This window comes from Tabrizicola sp., from assembly GCF_041913445.1.
Classification (GTDB): domain Bacteria; phylum Pseudomonadota; class Alphaproteobacteria; order Rhodobacterales; family Rhodobacteraceae; genus Tabrizicola.
Genome location: NZ_JAYSFG010000001.1, coordinates 441,771 through 450,382, shown reverse-complemented (window position 1 = coordinate 450,382; position 8,612 = coordinate 441,771). Strand labels below are relative to the sequence as shown.

Annotated in this window: 8 protein-coding genes; 6 read left to right on the top strand and 2 right to left on the bottom strand. The window is 59.0% G+C overall.

Annotation, left to right across the window (positions count from 1 at the left end; genetic code table 11):
• Positions 1-108 precede the first annotated feature (108 nt).
• Positions 109-1,053 (top strand): hypothetical protein, encoded by a 945-nt coding sequence (locus ACE3Q6_RS02260; protein ID WP_374427551.1) that lies wholly within the window; start codon positions 109-111, stop codon positions 1,051-1,053.
• Positions 1,054-1,060: 7 nt separating this feature from the next.
• Here the strand turns inward: ACE3Q6_RS02260 and ACE3Q6_RS02255 are convergent, their stop codons facing one another.
• Both ACE3Q6_RS02255 and ACE3Q6_RS02250 read right to left on the bottom strand, forming a co-directional pair.
• Positions 1,061-1,405, bottom strand: a complete 345-nt coding sequence (locus tag ACE3Q6_RS02255; RefSeq protein WP_374427543.1) for a hypothetical protein — start codon at positions 1,403-1,405, stop codon at positions 1,061-1,063.
• A 5-nt stretch (positions 1,406-1,410) separates the two neighbouring features.
• Positions 1,411-1,884, bottom strand: coding sequence for a DUF6484 domain-containing protein (locus ACE3Q6_RS02250; protein ID WP_374427533.1), 474 nt, complete (start codon positions 1,882-1,884; stop codon positions 1,411-1,413).
• Positions 1,885-2,523: 639 nt separating this feature from the next.
• Here ACE3Q6_RS02250 and ACE3Q6_RS02245 point away from each other — a divergent pair.
• From ACE3Q6_RS02245 to ACE3Q6_RS02225, 5 genes are all read left to right on the top strand, one after another.
• Complete coding sequence (locus ACE3Q6_RS02245; RefSeq protein ID WP_374427525.1) at positions 2,524-3,723, top strand: AAA family ATPase; 1,200 nt, start codon at positions 2,524-2,526, stop codon at positions 3,721-3,723.
• Positions 3,724-4,109: 386 nt separating this feature from the next.
• A complete protein-coding gene (locus ACE3Q6_RS02240; protein WP_374427518.1) occupies positions 4,110-4,796 on the top strand; it encodes a hypothetical protein in 687 nt (228 codons plus the stop codon).
• Between the two features lie 155 nt (positions 4,797-4,951).
• The gene (locus ACE3Q6_RS02235) at positions 4,952-6,937 is read left to right on the top strand and encodes a hypothetical protein (RefSeq protein WP_374427512.1); all 1,986 of its coding nucleotides are present in this window, start codon (positions 4,952-4,954) and stop codon (positions 6,935-6,937) included.
• Entirely contained in the window at positions 6,934-7,920 is a 987-nt protein-coding gene (locus tag ACE3Q6_RS02230; RefSeq protein ID WP_374427509.1) for a TniB family NTP-binding protein, read from the top strand. Before ACE3Q6_RS02235 ends, ACE3Q6_RS02230 begins: the two co-directional genes overlap by 4 nt.
• The coding region (locus ACE3Q6_RS02225) for a TniQ family protein (RefSeq protein WP_374427506.1) at positions 7,917-8,612 on the top strand (696 nt) is incomplete at its 3' end. The genes ACE3Q6_RS02230 and ACE3Q6_RS02225, both read left to right, overlap by 4 nt.

The window sequence follows — 8,612 nt, the reverse complement described above, 5'->3', positions numbered from 1 at the left end:
TGTCGTATCTGGCGGCCTGTGCCAAACCAGTGAAGGATAGTCCGACCAGCAAACCGCGTCAGCCCACGGTTGCCGAGATCCGGGGCGTACAGATAAGGACATGACACCATGGCAAGACGCCAGATTCCCGACGAAGGCTGGGAGATCGACCGCCTTTTACCCGATCAAGTCGATATCGAGACGGTAGAGGCCTTCCATCTGGGCGGTGATCGATTCAGCGCCAGCTTCGAGCTGTCAAACGACCGCAGTGAATTCGCCCGGTCATTTCTCTTGGACGTGCGATACGGCGGTACGCTGACTTTCGACATCCGCTTGCGAATCGAGGACTCAATCCTGTCCCATGTCAGTCTTTCGCAGGACCGCCATCTGGTGCTGGAGCTAGGTGGGATCATCCACCACCTGCAGCCAGAGGGAGACACAGAAGTAACGATGAAACCGAGTCGTCTGAGGCGGATCTGGGCGCTCGACGCCGGACACCAGTTTCTGATCGGTGATCGTGGCATCTCATTTCTTCGAGAAGGCGGTGACTGGCAAGCAATCGAGCCCTATGGCGACAGCCTGTTCAAATCGGTCCACGGACTAACCCCGCAGACTATTCACGCGTGCGGCACAAGGGGAGAGCTTGTCCGGCTGGAGGGGCGGCGATGGGTACCACTCGAAGTGCCAGTGCAGACCGAGTTCAAGGCCGTACATCTGGGCGAGGACGGCAGCCTGTACCTTGCCGGGACCGACGGCCAATGCCTTGCCATCCGCGACAGCGAATTGATCCCCATTGCAAATGAAGGCTGGACTTACATCGGCATAGCCGAATTCAAAGGCGAGCGGTATTGGAGCGACGCGAATTTCGGCTTGTCGATCCAGCGCGGAGACCGGCTGGAGCCCTTCCGTGCGCTTGGCCAAGGCTTTGCGATGCACGCGTCGCCCGACCTGCTGGTCATCGCGGGCTGGAAGGAAGTCTTCATCTTCGACGGTCAAGAATGGCGGGGCTTCGAAATGGGCTATGACGGCAATATCTTCCTCAGCGCGCTTGACATGACGCAATTCGGAGGCTGACCGGCAATCACCTGATCGGCAAGGTCGTACCCAAATACTCCCTCACCTTGCCCAAATCCAATTCCGCCACCCGCAGCCGCTCGGCACCCGGCTGCAGCATGCGGATCACGAACAGCTCCCCCGCCTCCGGGTATTCGGCAAAGCGCTCTTCGGCCAGCTTCACCCCCTCCGCCCCGGCGATGCGCAATCCGTCGAGGTGCGCTTCCAGACGTTCCAGCAGCCGGCTGATGCGCAGCTCATCCAGCTCCAGGTTCTCCTCAGGGAACAGGCGCGCGCGGTCGTATATCGTCCAGAGGAAGGCCGCCTGCTCGGCGTGCTGGCGCAGGATGTGGCGCAGGACGGGGGCGGACACGGGCGTCAGTTCAGGTTGATCGATCCGCCGCGGATGCGGTTCGACCGCGACGCGTGGCTGACCAGGTCGGTGCCGCGCAAGGTGATCCGGCCATCCGCCTCCATGATCAGGCTGGCCTTGCCGACGCGCAACTCGATCCGCTCTTTTGCCACCAGCCGCAGCATCTGGCCGTCAGCGACGACGGTGGCACCAACCTCCACCGCACCCATGCGCTGCGGATCGATCAGCTTACCCACAATCAGCGGGCGAGAGCGGTCGCCTTCCTCGAACAAAAGCGCCACTTCCGCGCCCAGGTCTCCCGCACTAAGTCTGGCCAAGCTCCGGGCAGGAATTGCCCTGTCCTGCGCGTTTCCCGCAAAGACGACGAGCGGTACGGCATCCTGAAAGCCGAGGATCATTCCGATCACTACGCCTCCGCTAAGATGACCAGAGAAGGTTTCACTTTCCACGGTTGTATTGTCGGCAATCATGGTCAGCATCCTTGAACCCAGTTTACGATATTACGCACTTTCGCGGACTGGGTCGATTGGTTTCTCGATCTTGGAGATACCGGTCCGCCCGCGGCCTACCGCACCGCAGCTTTATGCGACTTAAAACTGACTGGTAGCTGGGCGCTGGATCGACACAAACCAGTGGATAAGCACCTAAGTTCACACGGCGGCCGTTCGTCTCCCAGACACCCGACGGGGCAACTGCCCCGCTGCTTGTCAGGGCGCAGCTTTCACGCTGTAGGCCCTCGGGTCCCTGCATCGATGACCTTCCCGTCCGTAACTGAGAAATGCTTCAGGCCGCGTCTCTGGACAACGTCTGAAGTCGAGCTTTGCAGGGCCGGTGCGATGAACATTTGAGGAAGGGTGGTGAGCCTTTCTGATTGGGACGTGCCGTCCGGCAAAACCGATCCGTTTAGATTCTCTGCAAGCTTTTTCCGACAACTATTCTTCCTCAACCTAGCGCATCGGATGTGAACTCTCGGTCGCGGCTGCAGAAGTCTTTCGAGGAAACAGTGACTTAGACTGCCATATGTCTGCTCAGGCATGAGTTCTATGAGAGTTCATGCTGGCACCGAGTTAGTATTCCAACTGTTGTTTTTTCTATTAAAAACAATGGCTTGACTCGTGATGAGCCATTGGGAATGTTACGGGCACGAAGAATCGCGCAGGCTATCCGAGGTCCTGAAACTCAAAAAATCACACCCACTCGTCGGCCACTTGGAGGCTGAACGTCGCATCATGCTCGGGTGCCTGAATAAGGAACAAATGTTAATGAATGTTGTACCATTCATCATGGGAAGACTCCCGGACCCGTTGAAGTCTCCTGAGCGGATCCAGAAGCGCCTAAAGTTATTCTACGGGCAACTGTCGGCAAAAAGGCTGGGGAAGGCGTTCGATAAGGAGACCCACGACGTACCGTGGGACGCACGAAATGTGATCAAGAGAAGAGCCGAGTCACTGCACGAATGCGATGTCCGGACCTCGGTTCTTGCACACCTTAGGGACGAGCAACGAAGACGGCTGGAGCTATACCGGGACGGGCTGAAGGTCGTGCCAATCCCCTCCGAGCACAGAGCGGACGAGATCGCCGCGGCTCTCCACGAAGCGTATCCGTGGATGGAGCTCGCCACGACGACGATCTGGCATGCCTTGCGTCGTTCGGTCGTGCGCGGGGATCCAGGTGTGCGACTCCCACCGATCCTGCTGGACGGCGGTCCTGGGGTCGGGAAGAGCCGATACGGACGCCATTTAAGCTCCCTTATCGGACTGCCTTCGATGGTGGTCGAGGCTTCGACTGAAAACGCCTCTTTTGGACTTGTAGGCACCCAAAGGGGCTGGGGCACGGCTGCACCAGGACGTCTCGTCAATCACCTGATGCAATCAGGCATTGCGAACAGTCTTGTCGTTGTCGACGAAATCGAAAAAGCCGGCGCCCCAAGGTCTACCAAAGGCATTTCATATTCTCTGTCGGAGTCCTTGCTGCCGCTCTTCGAGCCGCTCACTTCCGGCCGATGGACATGTCCATTCTATGAAATCCCTTTCGACATGAGCTGGGTCGTTTGGATCCTGACGTCCAACAACGCAAGTCTCTTGCCCGAGCCACTCTTGAGCAGGTGTCCGCCGATCAGCGTCCCTGCACCTAGTACTGCACAGCTGAAGCAGTTCGCGCGCTGGTGCGGGCGAGAGAGGTCACTCAGTGATGCGTCGATCGATGCGGTATGCGAAGCCATTCATCGGGTGGCCTCCAGGCAGAATGTGGATCTTCGGAGGGTGGCCAGGATGCTCGACCGAGCAGAAACCTTGGAAGGGCGGCCGCCGCTCCACTGAGGAGAGCTTGCCCGCGGCAGATGTTTCGCAAGGCTATTCTCCAGCAAAAGTCAGTGTAAGTTTCTGAATTTTATATAGAAATTTTATATCCGTCCTTGGAGGGGTCCATGATGCAAGGTTGTGGATAACGGATTGTTTTGACTCGGAATTTTCTCCGGCACCTCCAAGAATAAGGGCAACATCACTTAAGGGCGCAGGAGCTAGCATGCCGTAGCAAGAAAAGAAAAGCCCGATCTAAGCGATCGGGCCACTAGTCGGCCGGGCGGACCCGACACATCACATGACAAAGCCTAAGCTGTTTCAAAAGAAACGCAAGCGGCCAGCCCGGTCAGAAAACCGAAACCTCAGGCGGCAGAGCCGCCAACCTCGAGTCCGGGGACAATCTAATGTTGTTGAAACACAAGGCGGCATGGAGCCCGCCAAGACCGAGCCGCGCGAGCCGCGCGGTGCCACGTAAGTCGTCCAACCATTTCTTGGGTCAGATGACGTTTGGGGAGGAGAGCGGAAGCGGTCAGTGCCTGCAGTTCGAAAGCAAGCTCGAGCACGATGTCGCGCTCCTCCTTATCTATCACCCAGGCGTCGTCGACGTCATCGAACAAGTAGGCCCGATCGCGCTCGCACCTAAGGGCAATGAACCAGCAACACATTTTCTCGACTTTGTGACGGTCGAGGCCGAGGGACGCCGTACCGGGGTGATGGTCAAACCTTGGGTCCGCGCCCAGCGGTTCCAGTTTCAAGACCTTGCTCTCCGGGTGAGAGCGGCAGCCGTGCCGGGATTAGTGGATCGTGTGGTCGTCGTGACAGAGCGGGAGGTTGATCCCCATAAGCTCGCCAGGGCCTCTCTGTTTCACTATTGCCGCTTTGCTCAGCCCCTGATCGACGTACGCCTGTCCCAAGCGGCAGCCAACATGGCCGAGCCCATGACTGTCCGGAGTTTCTGTGTACAGGCCGGGGTTGGGACCCCGGGCTTTCACGGAACCGTCCGTCTTATCCGGCGTGGAGCTTTGCAGGTTGGAGTCGACTGGCCGATCGACCTCGACAGTGTCGTGGAACGAGGAGAGCTCGCTGCATGATACGACCGCCCGCATCGTCACCCATGGTCTTTGCCGAAGGCACGAAATTCGCTCGAGGGTATCGAACAGGCTTGGTCTTCCGATCCGCGCCCCAAGGGTGCGAGGTCATCTGGGACGAGGTCGTAGACCTAATGACAGGGGAGATCAAACCAGCAATGGCGGATTTCATCACGTCCGCCCAGATTGGCCGTGAGGTTTCACTTGGCAAGCTTCAGATCCTTTCTCTTCCCAAGACGGTCGGAGCCGGTGACACCGAAGTCTTACATGAAAGGCCGCGGGCGCCCGCCGAACTGGCACGAGCGAGCAATCGAGAATGCTACATTCTCGCCGCAAAGGTCGAACTGGATGACGGAAGGATGAGACCCCGAAGGGCGGATTTCGTTCGGCATTACCCCGAGCTGCTACGCCTGGGTCTGCGCGAAGCGAGCTCGAGGGCCAGCCAACGGTCAAAGGGGGCGAAATGTGGAACGAAACTGGAAATTTTGCGTCCACCCCAATGTGGCGAAACGATCTATCGATGGTGGCAGCAGTGGGAGGCTGCAGGGCGCGCGCTGATGATGGATCGTTTCCGCAACTGCGGACGGCGCCCTGGTGAGCGTTACACGGATGAGGAGGATGCCTTTTACAAGGGCATCATTGCCATTCGTCTGACCGAGGAACGCCCGTCGATCGCCAGTATCTGCGAAAGTATTCAGGCGGCGGTCCGAGCCGAGAATGGGCGCCGTCTGGCACAGTCCGTGCCGGCAAGAGAACTGTCTATCCCAGGATACGATTGGGTCTGGAACCTTATTTCTCGGATGGCGCCCGTCGATCACAAGGTGCGCACCCGCGGCATGGAAGTAGCCTACCGGGATCTCCATACCCTTGGGCATGGCCTGCAGGTGACACGGGTCCTCGAGCGCGTGGAACTTGATGAGTACACCGTTGACCTGATGGTCTTGGTTCGAATGCTTTCCCTGGAAAGTATCCTCACCCAGGAGGAAGCTTGGGCCCTTGGGCTTGATGGTTCACCCCAGCGTTTGATCCTTTCGGCCGCAATCGATGTCTTCAGTGGCGCTATCGTGGGGCTGCAGATTGCACGAAGCAGCTCGATCGAGGTCACCCTGCGGACGATCGAGATGATCTATCTCGACAAGCAGCCTCTGGCTGATGCGGTCGGAGCAGAAATGCCATGGCCGATGAAGGGGCAGCCCCAGACTCTGGCCTTGGACAGGGCGAGCATCAACATGAGCGACCTGATCTACGCCAAGCTGGCCCACGCAGGGATCACTAACCTCGCGGTTCCAGCCGGAAAGCCCTTTCTCAAGCCATGGATCGAGAGGTTTTTTGCAACTTTCGGTGCGAAGTTTCTCCAGCGGTTCACCGGCCGAACGTTCTCGGATGTGGTGCGGAAAGGGGAAAACAACCCTGCGGCCCGGGCCAGCGTGACGCTAGACGAGTTCCTGGAATGGCTGACACGGTGGATCGTCGACGTCCATCACACGACCAAGCCCGAGACACTTGGCAAGAAATCTCCCCTCGAGACCTGGAACGACGCAGTTGCCGTCAGTCCGCCCGTGGTCAGAGCCGACCACGAGATGCTTCGCAGCGCATTCGGTATCAGCACGACCCGCAAGGCCACCCGTCACGGGATCACGGTCGAAGGCCTGCGTTACCAGCACGCAGAGATCGCAAACTGGTTCTTGAATGAAGCCGAGCGGGATCTGACCGTTGTGTGGTGGGACAAACAGATCGGCTCCATCCGGGTTCATCTCCCCGACGGCCGCTGGATCACCGCGCAATGCGTTGACCCCGAATGGGCCGACAAGTCCTATGCCGATCTTGTCCTGCAGCGCATGGCCGACGCGGCAGCAAAGCAGTTCGGCCAGGGAGCCCGAGATCGAGCCACGGTCGCCTTGGATGCGTACACCCGCGACAAGGCGGCCCTGCGCGGTCTGCTCCCTCTCCTGCCTACGGACGACGACCTTGCGAAGCGGACCCGTGAGTTCAGCAGGTACATGGGCGTCGCACCTCTCGGAACCTATGGAGGTGTTTTCGACAACGAGGTCCATCCAGATCGCACCGGGATGACCTCCACTGGCCAACCTAGTCAACCATCCTCACCTCCGGACGCTGCCTCCAAGAAGGAGATTATGGAATGACGACTTTTGACCAGCCGGGCGCTGCCCCAATCAATACCATGCCCGATCCAAGCGATCCTGCAGCCTTCTGCAGATGGCTTGGTGAGCGCTACATGCTCAATGTCCGAGATGACAGGCTCCTCGCCGCCCTGGGGGAAGTTCTTGCCTCGACACCTGACGGTGCCCTCACGGCCACTCCGCTGCGCTTCGGGCTTGTCAACGAAACCCGTGGCGTACTTGTGTCCGGCGCGTCTGGGAGCGGCAAGACGGCACTTATCCGACGGACCTTGCGACGGACGCCTTCACTCGGGCTATGGGATGGTACCGGCCAGGGTCGCGCTTTCCACATTCGCGTCCCAGCAGATGCGACCCTAAAAGGACTTGCCACAGAGCTTGCCAGGGCAACCGGTTACCAAGTTAGCTCCAAGCTGCGGACGACGGATATCTGGGAGATTGCCCTGCACCGTCTGGCTCAGAGGGAGATTACGATCCTGTGGATCGACGAGGTTCATCACCTTCTGGGTGGCAGAGAGCTTAGGGAAGCGCTGCAGAACCTGAAATCTCTGATGCAGGGTGAAAAGGCCATATCGATGATCATTTCCGGCGTTCCGACCCTCCACGCCCTGGTTGCCAAGGATGAGGAGACCAGTCGGCGCTTTGATGCCCGCGTCGTCCTAGGTCCGATCCAGACTGAGGCAGAACGTGCTGCGCTTCGTGAGTTCTTCGAGCGGTGCTGGGAACTGGCTCGACTTTCTCCACCCCGTGATCCCCATCTCGTTGAGCGGTTGGAGGCAGCGACCCATTCCAGCCTGGGCAGTTCCATCGAGATGTTCCAGAAAGGCATTTACCGTGCCCTGCGACGTGGCGAAGGAAAGCTCGGTCTAGACGACTTTCGGTTCCTGTATGACATGAAGCGCGGTCACAATGGGATCGGCCCTTTTGATGCAGAACCCTGGCCAGATCTGAAAGATCGACTTCAAGAGCGGGGTTGGGCACCAGGATGATCCTCCTTCCGCATTTCCCATTTGATGCCTGCGAGACTTCAACTTCCTTCCTCCGCCGCCTGTCGTTGTTCCACACGGGGCAGGGGGCGGAACGACTTCTGGCGGACCTGTCAATTGATGGGAACGCCTTCCTTTCAGGGGATGCGGAGGCCCTGTCTATCCTGGCACGCGCTTCCGAGATCGACGTCTCAGCCCTGCAATGGGGGACCATATCTCGGTTCGCTCGCCACCGGAAATGCCGCGGAGAGCGATGGTCACGTGAGTTCGTTCTTCCCGAGGGGGCGCGCTTCTGCCCGCAATGCCTCCTGGATGACGGTGCCGACACTGTGGAATGGGCTGGGATGGGCCGGTTGGTATGGCGCCTTCGGCCCGTACTGACGTGCAACGTTCATTGTCGACGGTTGGTAACTCTGCCTGACAAGTCGGCGCGTTGGGAGATCAACCATCGTTACCCCTCTGGAAAGGAGTTAAGAGAACTAGCCGACCAGCAAGCCGAGCAGACGCCAACCGTGCTGGAAAACCTGATCCACGACCGCATCCTTGGCCAAGAGACACACGAAGGATCATGGCTCCGGCTCCAGACAATCGAGCAGGTGACAGAAGCCTGCGAGATGATCGGTGCCTCGGTCGAGCATGGGCCGATATTCGACGTCGCCGCGATGTCTCCCGCTGCCTGGCGAGCCGCGGGTGCT